At 40.3% G+C, this 21,555-nt stretch carries 20 protein-coding genes; 18 read left to right on the top strand and 2 right to left on the bottom strand.

From position 1 onward, the window contains the following. Positions 1–7 precede the first annotated feature (7 nt). The 8 genes from VEB00_15145 (at position 8) to VEB00_15110 (ending at position 6,802) form a co-directional block, all read left to right on the top strand. Positions 8–583, top strand: a complete 576-nt coding sequence (locus tag VEB00_15145; GenBank protein HYF84355.1) for a sigma-70 family RNA polymerase sigma factor — start codon at positions 8–10, stop codon at positions 581–583. Further along, positions 561–1,118: a zf-HC2 domain-containing protein gene (locus VEB00_15140; protein ID HYF84354.1), complete on the top strand. Its 558-nt coding sequence runs from the start codon at positions 561–563 to the stop codon at positions 1,116–1,118. Before VEB00_15145 ends, VEB00_15140 begins: the two co-directional genes overlap by 23 nt. 12 nt (positions 1,119–1,130) lie before the next feature. Then, positions 1,131–2,042 carry a hypothetical protein gene (locus tag VEB00_15135; protein HYF84353.1) on the top strand — a complete coding sequence of 304 codons (912 nt, stop codon included), beginning with the start codon at positions 1,131–1,133 and terminating at the stop codon, positions 2,040–2,042. After that, positions 2,035–2,907 carry a hypothetical protein gene (locus VEB00_15130; protein ID HYF84352.1) on the top strand — a complete coding sequence of 291 codons (873 nt, stop codon included), beginning with the start codon at positions 2,035–2,037 and terminating at the stop codon, positions 2,905–2,907. The genes VEB00_15135 and VEB00_15130 overlap by 8 nt, the downstream gene beginning before the upstream one ends. 233 nt (positions 2,908–3,140) lie before the next feature. Further along, positions 3,141–3,368: a hypothetical protein gene (locus VEB00_15125; GenBank protein ID HYF84351.1), complete on the top strand. Its 228-nt coding sequence runs from the start codon at positions 3,141–3,143 to the stop codon at positions 3,366–3,368. Positions 3,369–3,416: 48 nt separating this feature from the next. Continuing rightward, positions 3,417–4,433, top strand: coding sequence for a tRNA (adenosine(37)-N6)-threonylcarbamoyltransferase complex transferase subunit TsaD (tsaD, locus tag VEB00_15120; protein HYF84350.1), 1,017 nt, complete (start codon positions 3,417–3,419; stop codon positions 4,431–4,433). Between the two features lie 18 nt (positions 4,434–4,451). Beyond that, positions 4,452–5,771, top strand: coding sequence for a DUF512 domain-containing protein (locus tag VEB00_15115; protein ID HYF84349.1), 1,320 nt, complete (start codon positions 4,452–4,454; stop codon positions 5,769–5,771). 35 nt (positions 5,772–5,806) lie between these two features. Beyond that, positions 5,807–6,802: an isocitrate/isopropylmalate dehydrogenase family protein gene (locus tag VEB00_15110; GenBank protein HYF84348.1), complete on the top strand. Its 996-nt coding sequence runs from the start codon at positions 5,807–5,809 to the stop codon at positions 6,800–6,802. A gap of 33 nt (positions 6,803–6,835) precedes the next feature. Here VEB00_15110 and VEB00_15105 read toward each other — a convergent pair whose 3' ends face one another. Beyond that, positions 6,836–8,752, bottom strand: a complete 1,917-nt coding sequence (locus tag VEB00_15105; GenBank protein ID HYF84347.1) for an ABC-F family ATP-binding cassette domain-containing protein — start codon at positions 8,750–8,752, stop codon at positions 6,836–6,838. Between the two features lie 255 nt (positions 8,753–9,007). Here VEB00_15105 and VEB00_15100 point away from each other — a divergent pair, with 255 nt between their 5' ends. From VEB00_15100 to VEB00_15060, 9 genes are all read left to right on the top strand, one after another. Next, a complete protein-coding gene (locus VEB00_15100; GenBank protein ID HYF84346.1) occupies positions 9,008–9,661 on the top strand; it encodes a redox-sensing transcriptional repressor Rex in 654 nt (217 codons plus the stop codon). A 260-nt stretch (positions 9,662–9,921) separates the two neighbouring features. After that, positions 9,922–11,025 carry a sodium ion-translocating decarboxylase subunit beta gene (locus VEB00_15095; GenBank protein HYF84345.1) on the top strand — a complete coding sequence of 368 codons (1,104 nt, stop codon included), beginning with the start codon at positions 9,922–9,924 and terminating at the stop codon, positions 11,023–11,025. Positions 11,026–11,055: 30 nt separating this feature from the next. Next, positions 11,056–11,187 carry a hypothetical protein gene (locus tag VEB00_15090; GenBank protein HYF84344.1) on the top strand — a complete coding sequence of 44 codons (132 nt, stop codon included), beginning with the start codon at positions 11,056–11,058 and terminating at the stop codon, positions 11,185–11,187. 126 nt (positions 11,188–11,313) lie between these two features. Then, positions 11,314–12,120, top strand: coding sequence for an Asp23/Gls24 family envelope stress response protein (locus VEB00_15085; GenBank protein ID HYF84343.1), 807 nt, complete (start codon positions 11,314–11,316; stop codon positions 12,118–12,120). A 147-nt stretch (positions 12,121–12,267) separates the two neighbouring features. After that, positions 12,268–13,155, top strand: coding sequence for a DNA glycosylase (locus tag VEB00_15080; GenBank protein HYF84342.1), 888 nt, complete (start codon positions 12,268–12,270; stop codon positions 13,153–13,155). A gap of 274 nt (positions 13,156–13,429) precedes the next feature. Then, complete coding sequence (locus VEB00_15075; protein HYF84341.1) at positions 13,430–14,113, top strand: DUF554 domain-containing protein; 684 nt, start codon at positions 13,430–13,432, stop codon at positions 14,111–14,113. A gap of 289 nt (positions 14,114–14,402) precedes the next feature. Then, positions 14,403–14,687, top strand: a complete 285-nt coding sequence (groES, locus tag VEB00_15070; protein ID HYF84340.1) for a co-chaperone GroES — start codon at positions 14,403–14,405, stop codon at positions 14,685–14,687. A 17-nt stretch (positions 14,688–14,704) separates the two neighbouring features. Continuing rightward, entirely contained in the window at positions 14,705–16,333 is a 1,629-nt protein-coding gene (groL, locus tag VEB00_15065; protein ID HYF84339.1) for a chaperonin GroEL, read from the top strand. A gap of 356 nt (positions 16,334–16,689) precedes the next feature. Next, positions 16,690–18,399 (top strand): methyl-accepting chemotaxis protein, encoded by a 1,710-nt coding sequence (locus tag VEB00_15060; protein HYF84338.1) that lies wholly within the window; start codon positions 16,690–16,692, stop codon positions 18,397–18,399. Positions 18,400–18,410: 11 nt separating this feature from the next. Here VEB00_15060 and VEB00_15055 read toward each other — a convergent pair whose 3' ends face one another. Then, positions 18,411–20,765: an EAL domain-containing protein gene (locus VEB00_15055; protein HYF84337.1), complete on the bottom strand. Its 2,355-nt coding sequence runs from the start codon at positions 20,763–20,765 to the stop codon at positions 18,411–18,413. A gap of 262 nt (positions 20,766–21,027) precedes the next feature. On the opposite strand from VEB00_15055, the gene moaC reads away from it, so the two are divergent. Then, the gene (moaC, locus tag VEB00_15050; GenBank protein HYF84336.1) at positions 21,028–21,540 is read left to right on the top strand and encodes a cyclic pyranopterin monophosphate synthase MoaC; all 513 of its coding nucleotides are present in this window, start codon (positions 21,028–21,030) and stop codon (positions 21,538–21,540) included. The last annotated feature ends 15 nt before the right edge of the window (positions 21,541–21,555 follow it).

The raw sequence follows: 21,555 nt of genomic DNA, 5'->3' as shown, positions 1-21,555 counted from the left end.
GATAAGTTTGAATGCCTCTGACATTGAAATAGTGAACCAGTGCCTGGCTGGAGATTTAAATGCTTTTGAGGTACTCATTGAGAGGTATAAGAAGGCTATTTACAACACAGCATTCAGGATGATGGGAAACAGGGAAGAAGCCGAGGATGTCTCTCAGGAGGCATTTATAAGGATGTACAATTCCCTTTCTAAATACAATCCTGAATATAAGTTTATGACATGGGCATTGAAGGTTACCACAAACCTTTGTTTGGATAGCTTGCGTAAAAGAAAAGCAGAAACTATACCTATAGATGATGGGTTCGAAATCAAGGATGGGAAAGATACTCCGGAAGAAGAGTATATAAGGAAAGAGAACCAGAAGCTGGTGCAGGATGCAATAATGAAGCTGCCGGAAAAATACAGAGAATTTCTGATATTGTTCCATCATAGAAATTTATCCTACCAGGAAATAATGGATATTACAGGTGAATCACTCACTATAGTAAAGAATAGGCTATATAGAGCCCGGCAAATGCTTAAGGATGAATTGCTCAGCAGAGAAAAGGAGCGTGAGAAGTTTGCAGTGCAAGGAAATAAGTAGTTTAGTCATGAAGTATTTCGATGGGAATATCAGTGAACTGGAACGAGAAATGATAATAAAGCATAACGACAAATGCTCTGGTTGTGCAGAGGAATTCAGAGTACTCAGGGAAGCTATAGGCACTCTGGAAGAGTTTCTTGAAATAGAAGTTCCTATTGGATTTGAGTCAAGGGTAATGGAAGGAATAAAGACCCAGAGGATGTACTTCACAAACCCTAAAATCGTAGCCTTCTGGTTGATTTCAGTGCTGGGACTTATAGTTTTTGCTTGGAATATGCTGACTTTCGTGACAATACCTTTTGTAAGAGAAAGTGGAGTGCTGATAGCAGCACAAAATGTACTCATATACGGAGTAAACATAATTTCTGGCATCTTAAGAGAGGTGCTTGTTACGATATCAGTACTTCTAGGAAAGATTCTGGTTTTGAGGAATGTTCTGCTTAGAGATTATGTGACTTTTGTTACAACTATAGTAATGGCATTTATGGGAATTAACTTGATCTTAATATTTAGGCTTAACTTGCGAGAGAATTAGGAGGTTATTTGAATGAGAATGAAGAGGGGAGCAGCAGCGCTGGCGGGCATGATGCTGATTGTACTGATGCTTTGTGCCTTTGCATTAGATGTAGACAATAAAGATAAAGTAGCGATATTTAATAACATAGAGGTTCCCGGGGGAATTACTGTCAATGGAGATGCAGTTGCAATATTTGGGGATATAACTGTTAATGGCAGCCTGACCGGGGATGCGGTTGCGATATTTGGGGATGTGACGGTTAGCGGAACCATTGACGGAGATGCTGTAGCTGTATTCGGGAGAGTATCCGCAAAAAACAATGGACTGATAAATGGGGATGCTGCCGGAGTATTCGGTGGGGTGGATAAGTCTCCGAATGCGAATATAAGAGGAGAAATTGCGGATATAAATGCCCCCTTCGATATAAAAAGGCATGATGGATTGGTTCCAAGAATTTCTTACGGGGACATGATTGGCCTGTTTGTTGTATATGCATTCTCCTGTCTCGCATTGCTCATTGCACCTGACAGGGTAGGACTGATGGCAGAGGAAAGCAAGCGTAGGATAGGCAGACATTTTGGGATAGGGTTCTTGATTATGATATTGTTTATACCGGCGGCCGTTGTGCTTTCAGTACTTTTGGCTATAACCCTAGTAGGAATCATTTTCATACCATTTATATTCATAGCATTCGTTCTGATCGCTTTTGCCGGAATGGTAGCTCTTGAAGTTGCTATTGGCTATCGGGTCACGGGCTACTTGGAAGGCAGGAATTCGATGTATATACACCTATTAGTTGGGGTTGTACTGGTATATGTGCTGAAGATAATCCCTATACTGGGATGGCTGGCATACCTTGCATTGGTGACTTATGCCATTGGTGTCGCTGCTGACACCAGAATTGGAGCTCCTGCAGTCAGAAAGCAGGCATCAAATGTTTAAGAAAGGGTTTTTGATAATACTGTCTATAGCGATAGGACTATCGCTTACGGCTTGTGTAATGGAGTTCGATAATGCACAGAGCATGGTTTCGGGAGTATTGAAGGAATATAAGGAAGCTGTCGAGTTGAGTGATAAACATCAAAGTGGCCAGTCAATGGAGCTGAACCTGGATATGAAGGTAGCAAAGGCTGTAATTGACAGTACAGATGATAAGCTTGCAGATGTGAAATTCTCATATAACTCGGAATCATTAAAACCGGAGTTTACAGTAGAAGATGATGAGATAAGCATTAAAAATGAACTGGAAGGGTTTAGCCTAGGCAAACCTGTAAATCTGTGGGATGTCAAGCTTACGGATAAATTGCCCTTGGAGGTGAAGCTTAGAGCTGATGCCTCGGATTTGAAGCTGAATATGGGCAGCATGCTTATTAAAAGTGTAGATGCTACATTGAATGCGTCAATGGCGAAGATTTATTTTGATGAACCCAACAAAGAATTGCTGAAAAAGTTTAAACTGAAAGCAGATGCAAGTAGTGCAAGTATATATGAAGCATGCAACAGCGGCTTTGAAACTCTGGATATAGATGCTAATGCATCAAAGATAACTTTGGACCTGACAGGAGAAAATGAAAGGGATGGAGAAGTCAGGATAGATGCCAATGCCTCCAGCCTTAAGCTTAGACTGCCTGAAAACGTTGGGGTAAGAATTGTAATAGATAAATATGATATATCCTCAGTAAAGATCAATAATAGTGATGTATTAAGCCGTTCTGATAAGGAATATGTTACAAAAAACTATGAAAAGACAGAGAGTACTCTTAAGATATACGTAGATTTGAATGTAACCACCTTGACCATAGAGTAGGTCACAGGGTACGAGGAAGGCAGGGGCGAACATTGTTCGCCTGTGTGTGAAATAGTATTTGAACTTTTAACATAGGCAATGGGAACTTTGTTCTTATTGCCTAATAATATTAATAAAGAGGGAAATAATATTTAGACTGATATATAAGAATAATGTATGCTTCTAATTAATATACCCTTGTGATATAATGTTTTATATTACGCTTTCCACAAGTGATGAACGGGGGGGACAGAATGCTGCTTAGAGAATTTGTTATAGAGAATCACATGATCAGCCTTATACAGGAAGGTGCGCTATATATAGCCAAGGTTACAAATAAAAGCGGGAAAAAGCTTTTTTGCCATGAGTACAAGGATTATGAAATTATTAAGATATGTTTTGATGAAATAGTACAGGCTATTAACTCGGACAATGTTGATATTAAGGATGTAATTGGAATACTTGAGAAAAGTACTACATAAGAAAGACAGGCTATCCCTGTCTTTAATAGTATGTTTGGAGTGTTAACTATGGTTAAGGATATTACAATACTGGCTATTGAGACCTCTTGTGATGAGACTTCAGCGGCAGTTGTAAAAAATGGCCGCATAATACTGTCAAATGTTATATCTAGCCAGATAGACATACATAAGAAGTTTGGGGGGGTTGTGCCTGAGGTTGCTTCACGGAAACATCTTGAGAGCATCAGCTGGGTTATAGATGAAGCACTATCTGAGGCGGGCACCTCACAAAAAGATGTTGATGCTGTTGCGGTTACTTGCGGGCCGGGGCTTGTAGGAGCTCTGCTAATAGGACTTTCAACAGCTAAAGCCATTGCCTACAGCTGCAATCTGCCTTTAATTGGGGTAAATCATATTGAAGGGCATATTGCAGCCAACTACATAGAAAATAAGGAGCTGGAGCCGCCTTTCACCTGTCTTGTTGCATCGGGAGGCCACAGCCATATTGTGAATGTCATTGATTATAACAAGTATGAGATTTTGGGCAGGACAAGAGATGATGCTGCCGGCGAAGCCTTTGACAAAATAGCACGGGCGCTGGGGCTTGGTTATCCGGGAGGCCCTCTGATTGATAAGCTTGCAACTTCCGGCAATCGTGATGCGATTAGCTTTCCAAGAGCCTTTTTAGAGGAAGGCAGCTATGACTTCAGCTTCAGCGGTCTAAAATCCGCTGCGCTTAATTATCTTAACTCAAAGAAAATGAGGGATGAGGAAATAAATACAGCAGATATTGCTGCAAGTTTCCAAGAGGCTGTGGTGGATGTATTGTCTGCCAAGCTTGTAAAAGCAGCGCTTGATAAGAAGTCGGAATATGTGGTCCTGGCAGGAGGCGTGGCTTCCAACAGCAGACTGAGAGAGTTATTGAAGCATAGAGGGGAACAGGCGGGCTTAAAGGTGCTTTACCCTTCGCCCATACTGTGTACAGATAATGCAGCAATGATTGGTTGTGCGGCATATTATAGATATATAAACGGTACAAGATCTGATTTCACGCTTAACGCAATGCCGAATCTTGCGTTGGAATAAGAAGGGGGTAGGTGTATTATGAAACCGGCTCCCTTTAATTTATTGCTTGAGACTGCAAGCAAGGATAACATATTGGTACTCACAACCGATTGCAGTACTTCCTGTATTTTCTGCAGCCATTTGCAGAATCCTGAAGAGATAAACGCATTCTATATTGAAAAACTAAGCAGGGAGCAAATCGATACTCTGACTGAGTTTTTGGATGAGACAAGAAAGATAGTTATAGGAGAATCAGCTACCCGCATTTGCGAGGGTGAGCCATTCCTGCGTAATGATATAATGGAAATACTGGGTAATCTAAGACTCAAGTACAGCGATACGCCAATTCAGATAACTACCAGCGGTATACATCTGAGCGAAGCTGTTTTATCAGGGCTGAGCCAAATAGGTAATATTGAGCTTAATGTATCGTTGAACAGCAGCAGTATCCAAGGCAGAGAAAAGCTTTACCGGGGAAAGGCGCATATGGAAGCTGTCGCTTCAGTGAAGCAGCTGAGTCATTATGGCATTAATTACAGTGGCAGCATAGTTGCAATGCCACATTTGGTTGGTTGGGAAGACATAAGGGATACAGTGCTGTTCCTCAGCAAATATGGGGCTGCCACTATTAGGATCTTTATGCCAGGCTATACAAGGTTTTCAAAAGGAATACTGCCCCCTGAGGATATCAGAAGCAGTCTGGAGAGATTCACTGGTGAACTTCGAAATTCTGTGGATACGCCGCTTATTATGGAGCCTTCCGGAATAAAAGACCTTCATGCCAGGGTTGAGGGGGTGCTGAGAGGCTCGCCTGCCTGGGATTCAGGAATCTTAAAGGGTGATATAGTACTAAGAGTCAATGGCAAAGCTGCAGCATCAAGAGTTGATGCATATTATAGAACCCTCAAAGCTTGCAGCCCTAAGCTTGGAGTGTTAAGAAACGGGGAATTCAAGAATATAACTGTAAATAAACCGGTGAAGACCGCTTCAGGAATGGTATTTAATTATGATATTCATCCAGAAGCAATAGATGAGATTGAAAGAGGCATATTAAGAAACAGAGGGAGCCAATGTCTTCTCTTAACCTCAGAATTAGCTTATGACATATTAGCTGGCTGTATCACGCAAAATGACGGGATAAAAATTGAGGCTGTCAGAAATAATTACTTTGGTGGAAATATCATGTGTGCAGGGCTTCTTACTTTGAACGACATAGAAACTCATCTGGACAGCAGAGAACATAGACCTGAGGTTATAATGCTGCCCGGGATAATGTTTGACTCATCAGGAAGGGATCTTCGAGGGAGACATTTTAAAGAAATGGAAGAAGCTCTTGGAATCAAGGTGGAAGTGATATAGAATATATTTAACAACAAGATTTTGGAGGTGACGGTATGTATAGAGCTACACTCATACCCGGGGATGGCATAGGACCGGAGGTAACCAACGCGGCTATTAAGGTAATTGAAGCTGCAGGTATTGATATCCAATGGGAGACAAAGTATATGGGACAGATTGCATTAGAACGGTTTGGGACTCCTTTGCCTGAGGACACGGTAAGATCCATTGAAAATAACAAAATAGCATTGAAGGGTCCTGTAATGACACAGATAGGCAGAGGCTTCAGAAGTTCTAATGTCAGTCTCAGACAGCAGCTTAACCTGTATGCCAATATTAGGCCGATTAAATCCTTCGAAGGAGTAAAGTCAAGGTTTAAAAATGTTGACCTTGTAGTATTCAGGGAAAATACTGAAGACTTATACATGGGATTTGAGCATATGATTGGTACTGATGCTGCTGAATGCGTAAAATTGATTACTAGGCATGCATCTGAGAGGATAGCCTCCTTTGCCTTCAATTACGCAGTTAAGGAGAAGCGGAGAAAGGTTACCTGCATTCACAAAGCGAATATTATGCAGCTTACTGATGGACTTTTTCTTTCAAGCGTAAGATACATAGCCAGCAAATACCCCGATATAAAATATGATGAAATGACTGCTGAGAACTTATGTATGAAGCTTGTCATGTGTCCTGAAGAGTTTGATATACTCGTATTGCCTAACCTATACGGTGATCTGGTATCAGAGCTTGGGGCGGGACTTGTGGGAGGACTTGGCGTAGTGCCCGGCGCCAATATAGGTGCGGAATCTGCAGTATACGAAGCAACCCATGGCACAGCTCCGGATCTGGTAGGTAAAGGCATTGCCAATCCCACAGCCAGCATACTCTGTGGAGCGATGCTGATTAAACGTCTCGGAGAAAAAATGGCATCAGAAAAGATACATAATTCCGTTATCAAAGTGCTTGCTGAAGCGAAACATGTAACTCCGGACCTGGGTGGAGCAGCCTCCACGGATGAAATGGTAGCAGAAATAATTAAGAATCTATGAAATAGTAGGGGCGAACAGTGTTCGCCCTTAATTTTATTCACTAAGCTCGCTCCATTCTTCATAAAGCGAATCCAGGTTTTTCTTAAGTTTTTCCTGCTCATGATGGAGCTCCTGGCATCTGACGTGGTTGCTGTACACCTCAGAGGTCTCCAGTAAAGCGCCTATTTCCTTAATGCGCTCCTCGGACTGCGCTATTTCCATCTCAACTGTCTCAAGCCTTTTCTGCTGCCTTCGTAGGCTTGACTTTTCCTCCTTCTGCTTAAGCCAATCATTCTTAGTGGCTGTGGCTGCTTCGGAATCCTCCGCCTGCTGGAGGTCAGCGCTGTTTTCCAATAAGCCTTTTTTATAGATATAATAAGAGTAGTTGCCGTTGTATTGCAAGCAATCATCCTGCTTAAGTTCGATTATTTTAGTAGCGACCTTGTTCAGGAAATACCTGTCATGAGAAACCAGCAGCACTGTGCCTGGATAATTTGTCAATGCACTCTCCAGCACTTCTTTTGATAATATGTCCAAATGGTTGGTGGGTTCATCCATAAGGAGAAAATTGGACTTGGAGAGCATAATCTTTAAAAGTGCAATTCTGCTTCTCTCTCCGCCGCTGAGCTTGCTGATCTCTTTGAACACATCCTCACCCTGGAACAGGAAGGCGGCCAACTTGGTTCTTATCTCCGTCTGGTTTAATTGAGGGTACTCATCCCATATTTCGTCTATTACTGTCTTGCTGTAATCCAGGCTTTCCTGCTCTTGGTCATAATAACCTATAATAACATTGGTCCCGAGGCGTACAAAACCGGCATCTGCCTTTGATAAACCAGCTATTATTTTGAGCATGGTGGTTTTGCCTATTCCATTAGGTCCCAGCAGCGCGACTTTTTCCCCCCGTTTGACAGCAAAGCTTGCATCCTTGAAAAGCAGTCTGTCAAAAGTTTTCGAGAGATTTTCCACTGAGAGCACATCATTTCCACTTCTAATCCCTGGATCAAATTTGAAGCCTATATTCTTGGGAAGTGCATCAGGCCTGTCAATCCTTTCAATGCGGTCAAGAGCTTTCTCCCTGCTCTCTGCCTGCTTTATGCTTTTTTCCCTGTTATACTGTCTGAACTTTGCTATTATTGCCTCTTGCCTGGCAATTTCCTTTTGCTGCTCTGCATAATCCTTCAGCATTATTTCTCTTTGCTGCTGCTTCTTCTCAACATATTTTGAATAATTGCCGTTATACTCCTTAAGAGTCCTGTTTTCGATTTCAAAGGTTCTGTTGGTAACCATGTCAAGGAAATAACGGTCATGGGATACGATAAGTGCCGCACATTTAAGGTTCTTAAGGTATTCCTCCAACCACTCCACAGATTGAATATCAAGATAGTTGGTTGGTTCGTCCAGAAGCAGTATATTAAAATTCTGCAGAAGCACCTTTCCTAGTGCGACTCTTGTTTTTTGCCCGCCGCTGAGTATGGATATAGGCTTATCATAATCCTCAGGTGAAAAGCCAAGACCCTTAAGTACACCTTTTATCTGGCTTTTATAACCAAAGCCGTTGCTGTTCTTGTACTCCTCCTGCAAATTGGCATATGTTTTAAGCAGGGGCTCCAAAGCCTCATTATCTGAAGAAGTGCTCATACTGCTGATTTTTAGCTCGAAATCCTGTATAGTTTTCTCCATCTGGATAAGCTGGGCAAAAACCGTCAGCATTTCATCCCAGATATTATTGTTGGATTCAAAGCTGAAATCTTGCGACATATATCCTATGCTGGAATTCTTGCTGATGAATATATCACCGACCTCCTGCTCAAGGTCGCCGGTAATAATCTTGAAAAGAGTAGACTTTCCCGCCCCATTGACTCCTACAATGCCTACTTTATCATTTTCCTGCACAGTGAAGGTTATATCCTCAATAATAACATCTATACCATAGCTTTTTTTTACATCCTTACTAGAAATAATAATCATGAAAGTGACCTCCGAACTTACTTTGTCTTAACCCAATAACCATTTTACCAAAAAATCTGCTATTTTGTATATAGTGTTAAAAAATACCAATATATGTAAATTCTTGACAACGTGTAAAGTATATAATAAAATTAATTTACGAAACTATAAGTATATACATATGTGAATAGCTACGTTAAAAAAATAACTAAAGAGAAATCTCTATTATCTTAACCGTAATGTTATAATAAATATCAATAGTTGGGAGTAGATAAGATGGAAAGATTTAGTAATATTTCTATGGCGGTAGTTAGAAGGCTTCCTAAATATCACAGGTACTTGGGAGACTTATTGAACAACGACATAAGGAGGGTATCATCTCAAGAGCTTAGCCGTATCACAGGTTTTACAGCCTCTCAGATAAGGCAGGACTTGAATTGCTTTGGCGGCTTTGGGCAGCAGGGTTATGGGTATAATGTTGATGAGTTGTATAAGGAGATTGGGAAGATACTTGGTCTGGACAAGACGTATAAGACTGTTATTATAGGCGCAGGTAATGTAGGAAGGGCAATAGCCAACTACACCTTCTTTGATGAGAGTGGCTTTAAACTGCATGGCATGTTTGACAATAGCCCTAAAAAAATAGGCGATAATATTAAAAATATTACAGTTATGCCAATTGATGAGCTTGAAAGCTTCATAAAAGAGAACGAAATAGAGATTGGCATACTCTGCACCCCCAAGGAAGGCACACAGAAGATTGCAGAAAGACTGGTGGAGTGCGGAATAAAGGGTATATGGAATTTTGCGCCTGTAGACTTAAAGCTGGACAGCAATGTCATTATTGAAAATGTTCACTTAAGTGAAAGTTTGTTTACAATATCATACCTGCTCAAGGAGCAAGATGAGACTAAGAAGAAGAAAAAGTAGAGTTACAGAGATTTACTGTGATAAGCATACTTATTTTGAATTGATAGAAAAATATCAATAGTTTAAAGCCAAAACTCACAAATGTACAGTTTTACATTTGTGAGTTTTTACGTTAAACTATAAGATGTGCGTAATTTTACATATATAGTATTAATTGCATCGTTATAAGCAATAGTTTCAACACAACATATTGCTAGTATATATAAGCGAGGCATTTGTTGAGTGGGAAGCGCAAATTCACCTTTGGAGGGAGTTATAAAATGGAGAGTTTATTAGTCGGACTAAAAGCATTTCAACTTGGACATCTTATTATGCTGCTAATAGCAGGAATACTTATTTATTTGGCAATTGCAAAAGAATATGAGCCGGTACTTCTTCTGCCGATAGGCTTTGGAGCCATAATGGCAAATATTCCCCTGGTTTTTGAGACCGGAGGAATGAATCCTCTTCTTGAGCTTTATAATGCAGGTATAAAGTCGGAATTGTTCCCTTTGCTGATATTTGTGGCAGTCGGTGCCATGATAGATTTCGGACCGCTTTTAAAGAATCCTAAGATGCTGCTTTTCGGTGGGGCAGCACAGTTCGGAATATTCTTCACCATGTCAATGGCAGCATTGATGGGCTACAGTCTCAAAGAAGCAGCATCAATAGGCATCATAGGAGCAGCGGACGGTCCTACTTCAATATATGTAGCATCGCAGTTTGCTGAACACCTGCTGGCTCCGATTTCGGTTGCGGCATACTCATATATGTCGCTGGTGCCAATTATACAGCCTCCTGTCATACGAGCCCTTACTACATTGGAGGAAAGAAGGATTAGGATGCCATATGAGGAGCATTCTGTATCCAAGAAGGTTAAGGTACTATTCCCGATAGTTGTTACTGTTATAGCAGGTCTGGTGGCTCCTATAAGCATAGCTTTGGTAGGCTTCCTGATGTTTGGTAATCTCTTAAGGGAAAGCGGCGTTACTGAGCGACTTTCGAAATCCGCTCAAAATGAACTTGCAAACCTTGTTACTATACTTCTTGGTATTACAATAGGTTCAACAATGTCTGCCGACAGATTCCTTAATATAGATACTATCAAGATAATGGCTATGGGCCTTGTTGCCTTTACATTTGACACTGCCGGCGGAGTAATGTTTGCCAAGTTCCTGAACCTGTTTTCAAAAAATAAGATAAATCCGATGGTTGGAGCTGCAGGTATATCTGCTTTCCCAATGTCGGCGAGAGTTATACAGAGGGAAGCACAGAAGGCTGACCCCACGAACTTCATACTGATGCAAGCAGTAAGTGCCAATGTTGCAGGGCAGATTGGCTCAATAATTGCCGGTGGCTTGATACTTGCATTGGTGGCTAAATAGAATCCATTATTAATGAAAGAGGTAGGGAAAATGAATATGGGTGTATTTTATGAAAGCATTAGGGTCATGGGATTTGGGATGCTTGGAATATTTATAGTAATTGCTGTATTTTACGGAACAATAGTATTACTTGGTAAGGTCTTCCCTGAGAAAGGGAACTAAAAGAAAGTCGACATGTGAACATGTCGACTTTCTTTATTTTAAAACAAATTTTTGTTTCAAAATCGCCCAAATATGATAGAATAAAACGTATATAACAAGTCATTTTAAGGCATTGGGGGTATAGCCGTGAAGGTATACGCGCTTATTGGTCAAAGTGGTACAGGGAAAAGCTACAAGGCTTTCATAGTTGCAAAAGACAGGGATATTGGGTATATAATTGATGATGGACTTCTTATAGGCGGTACCAGAGTAATTGCCGGTCAATCAGCTAAGAGAGAAAGCACAAAGATTGCATCAGTAAGAAGAGCGTTATTTAATGATCCTGATCACAGGGAAAAGGTTAAGAATGCTCTGGAAGAAATAAAACCGGAAAAGATTATTGTTCTCGGCACTTCGCTCAAAATGGTTCAGGAAATATGTCAAGTCCTTGGGCTGCCGGAGTTTCATGAAATACTCCATATAGAAGATGTATCGACAGAAAAAGAAATAGAGTTGGCAAGGAAATCACGCCGTGAGGATGGAAAGCATGTAATACCGGTGCCTACCTTTGAGATTAAAAAGGATTTTTCCGGCTACTTTATAGACTCACTGAAGGTATTCAGTAAAAAGGATCGATTTGCAGATATTGTAGAAAAGACAATAATAAGACCAACCTTCAGCTACCTTGGTAAGTATGAGCTCTCAAAAGTGGCTCTTGTGCAGTTGATAAGCATTTGCGTATCCAAGGTGGAGAGGATAAATAAGATTCTGAGAGTCAGGATAGAGAATAAGCCTGATGGAGTAATTATTGACCTTGATTTATCTATAAAGCTTATAACCAGAATTGATCTTATGATAGTTGAGCTTCAGAAAAATCTGGTTGAAGAAATTGAATATATGACGGGGCTGAATGTATTAAGCATAAATGTAACTGTAAAGGGGATAACTACGTAGCATGGGGATTCCTATAGGGTATGGTTGCGAGTTACGAGTTACGAGTTGCGGGTGTTCGGGACAGTGCTTCGAAGGCTGGCTTTAACACGCGAAACGCGAAACGCGAAACCCGTAACCAAATGCAACTTTATTCGAAGGAGTATCTATATGAAAATAAATGAAGTCGAGAATGGTCTAATATTGGAAGGCATAAAAGATTTTGATGCCAAGCATATATTTGAATGCGGTCAATGCTTCCGCTGGACAAAAGAAGAGGATGGAAGCTATACCGGAATTGCATTTGATAAAGTGCTGAATGTCAAGTCGGATTATGATAAAGGAATCGTGATGCTTAGTAATACCAACCTGAGGGATTTTCAGGATATATGGTTTGATTACTTTGATCTGGGAAGGGATTATGGGCTTATTAAAGAAACGCTATCCAAGGATTCTGTACTTGATATGGCTATTAAGTATGGAAGAGGGATTAGAATACTGAAGCAGGAACCTTGGGAGCTCCTGATATCATATATAATGTCAGCAAACAATAGTATACCGATGATAGCAAGAAGCATCAGACTACTTTCTGAAATGTATGGCAGAGAAGTCCATTACAAGGGGAAAACCTATTATACCTTTCCAACCCAGTCGGAGCTTCAAGAGGTAACTATTGAAGGAATATCCATGTGCAGAGCCGGGTTCAGATGCAAGTACATATATCAGGCTGTAAGAATGCTGAATAAGGGAGAAATAAAGCTGAATGACATTGTCAGCATGGATATGGATAATGCCAGGAAAGAGCTCATTAAGATTCCTGGAGTGGGTCCAAAGGTAGCAGATTGCATCATGCTTTTTTCCATGCAGAAATATAAAGCCTATCCTGTCGATGTATGGGTAAAGAGAGTAACTGAATATTTCTTCCTTAAAAGAGATGTCAAAATGAAAGAAATACAGCAGTTTGCAGTAGAAAAGTTCGGAGATTTGGCAGGTTTTGCCCAGGAGTATCTTTTCTATTACGCAAGAGAATTCAAGATAAATCCGGATAAAAAGATCTAAAGTATCAGTAGATAAATGAGACACAGGGGAACGGGGGTACGGGAACCACGGAACACACGGATGTTACACGGATTCCTGCGGAATAACACGGTAACTATTATTACTACATAGCGACTCTACTGAATTGCGATACTTACTTCCTTATCGATTATTACTTATGTTTTAGAAATTTTTCCCTCCGTGAATTCAGTGGGTTTTAGTGTTTTTCCGAAGGAAAACCGTGGTACCCGTTCCCCCGTTGCTTAAGACGTACTATTATGAGGGGGTTATTACTATGATCTTACTAGGTTCTTTGGCAAATGCAGCAGCAATAGTTGTTGGAGGAATAGCAGGAAGCATTTTAAAGAAAGGACTTTCAGAGCGTTTCAGCAGCTTGATTATTTCAGCCTTAGGGCTGCTAACCATAGCATTAGGGATGATGTTTGCAATACAGTCCAAAAATATCATGGTTGTAGTTTTCAGCCTGGTGCTCGGAGCAGTATTAGGGGAATGGATTGACATTGAGAAAAGAATGAATGATTTGGGAGACTTTGTTCAGGACAAGCTCAAATCCAAGGAAGGGAATTTTTCACAGGGTTTTGTAACAGCAAGCCTTCTTTTATGTGTTGGCTCCATGGCAATAATGGGAGCACTGCAAAGCGGACTGATGAATGACCACAAGATATTATATACAAAAGCGATAATGGACGGAGTCATAGCGGTTGTTTTCGCATCTACTTTGGGCATTGGGGTTGCTTTATCCTTCCTACCTGTGTTCATTTACCAGGGCACTATTACTTTACTTGCTTCAGCGGTAGCTCCATACCTCAGTGAGGCGGTAATGACAGAAATGACAGCCACAGGGGGAGTTCTCCTTATAGGAGTGGGTATAAGCATACTGGAGATAAAGAAGATAAAGGTTGGCAATATGCTGCCTGCAATATTCCTTCCGATATTATTCATGCTGTTTATGAAGTAACTGAGGACCATGGACAAGCTGTATTTGTAAGTATTTGATGCTTATTTATGCAGTTTTTTCAATTTTTAAAGAAATACTGATAAAACAGCATAAATATAGCGTAATATGGATATAATACTAAATAATGACCCAGAATAAGCGAATCATGCTTATTTCGGGCAATATTGGAGTTTGATAATGTAATTCCCATTAATTATTATAAGAAGTGTAGTTAGCACTCGACTAGAGTGAGTGCTAATAAGAAAAAGTACATATTATTTTTAATAAGAACTTTTAAGGAGGGTTATGCATGAACATCAAACCACTAGGCGACAGAATCATTATCAGAGTTATTGAGAGTGAAGAAACAACAAAGAGCGGTATAGTGCTTCCGGGTACTGCAAAGGAAAAACCAATGCAGGGTGAAGTGCTTGCAGTAGGATCAGGAGAAATGGTGGATGGCAAGAAGATTCCGCTGGAATTAAAGGTTGGAGACAAGGTCATATACTCAAAATATGCCGGAACAGAAGTTAAAATGGATGGCACAGAGTATTTGATATTGAGACAGAACGATGTATTGGCAGTTATTGAATAATTAAGGAGGGAACAAGAATGGCAAAACAGATTAAATATGCAGAAGAAGCAAGACGAGCGCTTGAGAGCGGTGTAAACCAGCTTGCAAATACAGTTAAAATAACATTGGGACCTAAGGGCAGAAATGTAGTATTAGATAAGAAATTCGGCTCTCCCCTTATCACCAATGATGGTGTTACTATAGCAAAGGAAATTGAGCTTGAGGACCCATTTGAAAATATGGGGGCACAGCTTGTTAAAGAAGTTGCTACAAAGACAAACGATGTAGCAGGTGATGGTACAACTACAGCAACACTGCTTGCACAGGCAATAATAAGAGAAGGTCTAAAGAACGTTGCAGCAGGCGCAAACCCAATGATAGTAAAGAAGGGTATCAACAAAGCTGTTGATACTGCTGTTGAAGAACTTAAGAAGATGTCAAGAGCAATTGAAAGCAAAGAAGCTATTGCACAGGTTGCATCTATTTCGGCTGCTGACGATACAATAGGCGAGCTTATTGCAGAAGCAATGGAAAAGGTAGGCAAGGACGGCGTTATTACAGTTGAAGAATCCAATACTTTCGGAACAACTCTTGATGTTGTAGAAGGCATGCAGTTTGACAGAGGATGTATTTCACTGTACATGGTTACTGATACAGAAAAGATGGAAGCTGTACTTGACGATCCATATATACTCATTACTGACAAAAAGATTTCTAACATACAGGAATTGCTTCCGATTCTTGAACAGATAGTTCAACAGGGCAAGAAGCTCCTGATTATTGCTGAAGATGTTGAAGGCGAAGCATTGTCAACATTGATTGTCAACAAGTTAAGAGGCACTTTCACTTGCGTAGCTGTAAAGGCACCTGGTTTTGGCGATAGAAGAAAGGCAATGCTTGAAGATATTGCTATACTCACAAATGGTCAGGTTATATCCGAAGAACTGGGCTTGGAGCTTAAAGAAACTCAAATGAGCCAGTTGGGTAGAGCAAGACAGGTTAAGATTCAAAAGGAAAACACCATTATAGTTGACGGAGCTGGAGATGCTCAGGTAATTAAAGACAGAATCAGACAGCTTAAAGCACAGATTGAAGATACCACTTCTGATTTTGATAAGGAAAAGCTTCAGGAAAGACTTGCTAAGCTTTCCGGCGGTGTAGCGGTAATTAAGGTTGGAGCTGCTACAGAGACAGAGCTGAAGGAAAGAAAGCACAGGATAGAAGATGCGCTTGCAGCAACAAGAGCAGCAGTAGAAGAAGGAATAGTGCCTGGCGGCGGAACTGCACTTGCGAATACAATAGCGGCTGTGAGTGAACTTATTGGCAAAACAGAAGGCGATGAGAGAACCGGTGTTAAGATAGTCAAGAGGGCTTTGGAAGAGCCAGTTAGACAGATTGCAGAAAATGCAGGCTTAGAAGGTTCAGTAGTCATAGAAAAGGTTATGGCAAGCAAGCCTGGAATAGGCTTTGATGCTTTACGCGAAGAATATATAGATATGATTAAAGCTGGTATAGTTGACCCAACAAAGGTTACAAGATCTGCACTTCAGAATGCAGCTTCTGTTGCAGCTTTACTGCTTACAACAGAAAGCGTAGTAGCAGACCTTCCTGAGAAAGATAAGCCAATGATGCCAGGCGGCGGCATGGGCGGAGATATGATGTACTAAGACAGGCAAAAACCTGCTGATAAAATCAGCAGGTTTTTTTATGCATTAATACTTAACAAATTCAGATTAGATTGAACGCACTTAGGGTATTACATGGGGTATAGTGCGAATTCAATGAAAATCAAGGTAACATTTACGCGAAATTTGAATTAGTAATGTATAATGTTTTTCGCGAAATATATTGATAACCAATATTGAATATATAATCGAAAGTGTAAATGTCAAAAAAAGAAATAAATTGTCTAAATATGGGGAAATGTGTTATATTAATATTAGCCTATATGGTAAGTATATCCATTAATAACAAATATTTACCATGTCGCAACTAAATAATCTGAATGGAGGAATAGTATTTAATGAGCTCTAAAACTAATAAGTCAAAGGCTCCTATTTTGAAACTGAAAGGCAAGCTAATGGTTCTTATGGCGCTGCAGCTTATAATCTTTGGGATTGCAATATTTGCTATTGTGAACTTCCAATTCAAAAGCTTTGTAACCAATAACCTGCTGAGTTCAACATCTAACCTTGGTTATACCCTCCTGGAAAAGGAGTACCCGGGTGACTGGAGAGTGGAGGGTGACAAGCTTTTTAAGGGTGACAAGCTTATTAATGATGATACAAATATTGTGGACTTAATTAAAGAAAACACTGGTTCTTTGGCAACGATATTTTTGAGAGATACCAGAGTAGCCACAAATGTGGCTAAAGCCGACGGAAGCAGGGCTACAGGGACAAAGGCTGCAGATAAGGTAGTTGAGGCAGTTCTAAAAGGCGGGAATATATATAAAGGCATTGCAGATGTTGCAGGAAAGAAGTGTCAGACCATGTATATGCCTTTAAAGGATGCAGGTGGGAATGTAATAGGAATGTGGTTCGCGGGCATTGAAGACAGTAAAATAAACCAGGAAGTGTTTGCCCTGAACCGTTGGATAGCTTATACCGGTATAATAATGTTAATGATTAATATGATTATCTTTGGATTTATTATTAACAAAATAATCAGGAATGTAAAAGAGATTATGTCTACACTGGATAAAGTGGAAAAGGGAGAACTGACCAGCAAATGTGAGGTTCGAACAAAAGATGAAATCGGGGATATATCAAAGGGATTGAACAGCACAATCAGCAGTCTGCAAAGCCTGATTAACAATATCATGGGAATAATAACAAAGCTCAAGGATGCCTCCGGCACAATATCTGACTCAGCTGAAACCATGAATGTAACAAGTGGAGAAGTGGCACAGGCAATACAGCAAATTGCGGCTGGTTCGATGGAACAGACCCGTGAAGTGGGTGAATGTATGGATAATACCAACCGACTTGCAGAGAAGATAAAAAGCATATTCCAGAAATCAGTAAATACTCTGGAAAGCACAAATACTGTAAGAGATAAGAACAATATTGGTATCGAGTCTGTCGAAATACTGAAGGAAAAATTCCGAAACAATAAGGCAGCTACTATGAAGGTGGCAGAAGAAGTAAGAGAGCTAAATGAAAAATCCAAATCAATTGGTCAAATTGTTGGGACAATTAGCAATATAGCCGACCAGACTAATATGCTTGCTTTGAATGCGGCTATTGAGGCTGCAAGGGCAGGGGAGCATGGAAAGGGCTTCGCGGTTGTGGCGGAAGAGGTCAGAAAGCTAGCTGAGCAATCTGCAAAAGCTACTATCGAAATAAATAAAATAATAGATGAAATAATCGGTACTATTGAAGGTACAGAAATTAATATGGAATATGCAGGCAGGATGGTAGAGGAGGCTGATATTTCACTTGAATCAACAATGAAAGCCTTTGAAGAAATAAAGCTGTCAACTGAGTCTGTAATGAAAGAAATACAATCCCTGAGTGAAGATGCTAATGAAGTCGATCTGGCGAAGGATAAGGTAATTAATTCTATCAGCAGTATTTCTGACGTGGTTGAACAGTCGGCTGCCTCGGCTGAAGAGGTGAATGCTTCGGTAGAAGAGCAAGTAGCTTCTGTTGAAGAGGTATCAGCCTCTATCCAGGAGCTTGACAGCATGATTACAAAGCTAAAGGACTCAATTGAAGTATTTAAGGTATAAGAAAGCAGTGGCTACAGCCACTGCTTTTCAAATTCATTATGTGGAAGGGGTTTGCTGAAGTAATATCCTTGTATGATATCACAGCCCTTATCCCTCAAGGCTTCGTATTGTTCCTCAGTTTCGACGCCCTCCGCAGTTACCTTCAGCTTCAAGTTGTGGCCCATTGCAAGTATGGTAGATACAATTGCGGCATTCTTGGGATTATCATTAATATCAATTATAAAGCTGCGGTCTATCTTTAAAGTAGAAATTGCAAAATTCTTAAGATAATTCAGGGAAGAGTAGCCGGTTCCGAAATCGTCAAGGGCTATGCGTATTCCCATGCTCTTGAGTTTTTCCAGAATACCGGTTATGTATTCTGGATTCTTTACTGCAACACTTTCAGTTATCTCAAGCTCCAAATATTCTGATGAAAGGCCTGTTTCTTTCAGAACATCAGAAACTACATCGATGAAGCCCTCCTGAATAAGCTGCACAGCGGATAAGTTAACCGATACATAAATCGGCTTGCAGCCTGAGTCCTGCCACAGCTTGTTCTGCATACAAGCTGTATAAAGAACCCATCTGCCTATGTTCATTATTAATCCATTTGCTTCGGCAACAGGGATGAATTTAAGTGGACTAATCATTCCAAGCTCGGGATGATTCCATCTTATAAGGGCCTCGCAGCCGAGCACTTCTTTGGTCTTGGTATCTACCTGGGGCTGATAATGCAAGGAAAACTCACCATTGTCCAATGCATTATGCATGCTGCTGTCCAAATTCAGCTGCTCCAGGAGCCGTGCGTTTATAGAAGATTCATACAGTTGATAATTATCACGGCCTCGACCCTTTGCTTTCTGCATTGCAGAAAACGCATTCTTGAATAAGCTGTCGCTATGCTCACCGTCTTCAGGGTAGAAGGCCATACCAATGCAGGCAGTGATATAAAATCTATGTTCATCAATAACCCATGGCTGTTTGACGGCATCCCGGACTAAATTGGCCAGCTCTATCACGTCATTTTTATGTACAAAGCTTTTAAATAGAACTGCAAATCTGTCCTCTCCCATATGGGAAACCATATGGTTATGGTCAACAAGAGAGGTGATTTTTTCTGCCAAGCTCTTAAGAAGCTTGTCCCCTGCTGTATGACCTAAGGTATTGTTTATACTCTCAAACTTGTCTATGTCCAATATCATGATAGCAAGCTTGCTATTTTCAAGGTTAGCTTTTTCCAGTTCTATATCTAGGCTTGCATTAAATAGCATTCTGTTGGGTAGAAGAGTAATGACATCATAATAGGTCAAGCTGCTTATGGTGTCCATCATCTGGTTAAAGCTTCTTGCTGCATCCCCAATTTCATCATCAGTGTCAATTGCTGACCTGACTGTTAGATCTCCGGCGGCTGCTTTTGTAAATACCTCCCTAAGCTTTATAATAGGATTTGATATGCTTCTTGTCACAAAGTACCCGAGAATCGAAGTTATTATAAGCCCTGCAAGGCTTATTAATATAAGACGTGTTGTTGCATATCTAATGGGTGCATGCCAATATTCTACAGGGGTCTTAATTACCAGTTTCCAGTCGTCGGTGTTGGGAATAATGTGATAATAGCTCATGCTGGTCACATTTTTAAATGAATATTTATTGGAACCTTCATCATTTTTCAGTATTTCAGCTGATGCTTTAGTTGTCTCCTCGGTGATAGTGTCGGACTTTACTGTTATATTTTCCTTTAATATGTACTCGACCTGGGGGTGAGCAATAATTAAGCCGTTTTTATCTACTATGTAAGAGTATGAGTTAGAGTAATTATATTTCAGATTCTCAATAATATTTGAAAGCTTGATAAGGTTAATAGTACCGGCCATTACTCCTTCTACTTTCCCATCATCATTTCGTATAGGTGCTGAGACAACAGTTATCGGTTTTCCATTAGTCCTGGAGATAATGGGGTTTGACACAATGGCGCTGCCTTCCATGGCAGCTTTAAAGTACTCTCTATCGGCGGCATTTCCTACATTCCTTTTTAGGGTTGAATTGTAATTTCCACTTGTATCCGCAACTATGAAATGATCATATAGCTCAAGCTTTTTTGCCACTTCCGTTTTTAGATAAGGTTCTATACTATCCCAATCCATTGTTCTTACCAAGGGTGAATTTGCATAGACATCAATTTCCCTCATTCGCTCTATGAGCCAGTTGCCGATGAATTCAGAGCAGAGCTCTGCATTTTTTCTACTGTTTTCGGTAATCATGCTCTCCAAGGTATGCTCGGTAAGTCTTTCAGACATGATGGTAAAAACCAAAGATTCCAATACACATATAGTCAATATCATCAATAGTATCTTGAACATTATACTTCGGCTTTTGATTTTAAACATGCCTAAGTCCCCCTTATACGATTGGAATAGTGTGTAGCGATACTGAGAATACTTAAATAAAGACTATAAAAAACATTATATGACAAATTATATCAAAAAGATGCATGGATAGCTATATGAATTGCATGATTATGTTATAAATAGCAGATTATAGATTGTTCATTAAGAGTTATATTTATTTTGTAGACAACAATAATAGTACAGTGTAAAATTATGTTGAGGTGATTGTATGAACGATAAGAATAAGAAGGAAGCTCAGGGCGTGGGGGAATTCACACATATAAACGATAAGGGCTACGCAAGAATGGTCGATGTCTCTGAAAAGGAGGAAAGCGTAAGAGAGGCTATAGCAAGAGGCTCAGTGTATATGAAAAGAGAAACCTTGAAGGCTATAGCAGAAGGCAGGATAAAAAAGGGTGATGTGCTTTCGGTAGCTCAGGTAGGAGGCATAATGGGTGCCAAGTCGACATCGGATATAATACCTATGTGTCACAATGTGAACATATATGGTGCTGATATAGAGTTCCAGGCTGATCTGGAGAATTCAAAGCTTGATATTGAAGCAGTTGTGAAGACTGTGGGTGTTACGGGAGTCGAAATGGAGGCGTTGACAGCGGTATCTGTCGCTGCGCTGACTATATATGACATGTGTAAGGCCATTGATAAGTTTATGGTGATAAGTGATATACATCTTGTACATAAAAGAGGCGGCAAGTCTGGAGAATTCAATTTCAGCGAGAAGCTGAATGAAAGCATAAACAATACGAAATGTTAAGGTTTGGAATGAAGC

Source organism: Clostridia bacterium (assembly GCA_035628995.1).
Classification (GTDB): Bacteria; Bacillota; Clostridia; order Lutisporales; family Lutisporaceae; genus BRH-c25.
The sequence above is the reverse complement of the archived record's forward strand: the minus strand, read 5'-3'. Positions and strand labels throughout refer to the sequence as shown.